The sequence below is a fragment of the Rathayibacter tanaceti genome, assembly GCF_001634385.1.
Classification (GTDB): domain Bacteria; phylum Actinomycetota; class Actinomycetes; order Actinomycetales; family Microbacteriaceae; genus Rathayibacter; species Rathayibacter tanaceti.
Genome location: NZ_LIIN01000291.1, coordinates 1 through 753 on the forward strand (window position 1 = coordinate 1; position 753 = coordinate 753).

Here is a 753-nt window from a genome sequence, read left to right on the forward strand (position 1 = left end):
CGCGACCTCGGCGCCGCCCTGCTCGGCGGAGTGCTCGCGCTCGGAGCCGGCGCCCTGCTCGCCGCAGCGGCCCGCCGCCGTCGGAAGGCGCGGGCATGAGACTCCTCCGCATCCTCCTCGGCACCCTGGTGGGCCTCGTCGCCGTCGCCGGAGTCGCCGTCTTCGTGCTCTCTGCCCTCGGCATGGTGCGGCTCGTGCCCGTGCTCTCGAACTCGATGGCGCCCGTGATGCCCGTCGGCTCTCTCGCCGTCACCCTCCCCGTCGCGCAGGCCGACGTGCGGGCGGGCGACGTGATCGTCTTCACCGATCCCGACGATCCGAGCCTGCGCGTCATCCACCGCGTGACGTTCGTCTACCCCGAGGCGGAGGCGGCGACCCTCCGCGGCCGTGAGCCCGGCGAGCTGGCGCTCACCACCAAGGGCGATAACAACCAGTCCGCCGATCCGTGGATCGTCACGATCGCCGACGAGCGGATCTGGCGTGAGCAGTCGGTTGTCCCGCTCCTGGGCTGGCCGAGCATCGCGCTCGCGCATCCCGAGGCCCGGTTCGCGCTTTTCGCGGCCGGAGGCGCCGCGGTCGTCGGCTCGCTGCTCCTCGCGATCTGGCGCCGCCCCGCCGAGGTGACCCCGTGAGCGGCGCGCACTGCCCGCCCGACGGCGCACCGGAGCAGGAACCACCCGCTGAGGAGCACGGCCGGCGCACGCGGCGCACGCGCGGCGAACGGCCTGCGCCCAAGCACGCGCCCGAGTCCGG

Annotated in this window: 1 protein-coding gene; it reads left to right on the top strand. The window is 74.8% G+C overall.

Annotated features, from left to right (window positions below; all coding sequences use genetic code 11):
- Positions 1-95 precede the first annotated feature (95 nt).
- Positions 96-632, top strand: coding sequence for a signal peptidase I (locus tag ACH61_RS15710; protein ID WP_068213810.1), 537 nt, complete (start codon positions 96-98; stop codon positions 630-632).
- Positions 633-753: the final 121 nt, after the last annotated feature.

Bases quoted from the DNA above. Each gene is read 5' to 3' on its own strand.
- ACH61_RS15710 (WP_068213810.1), top strand. From the start codon at position 96: ATGAGACTCCTCCGCATCCTCCTCGGCACCCTGGTGGGCCTCGTCGCC.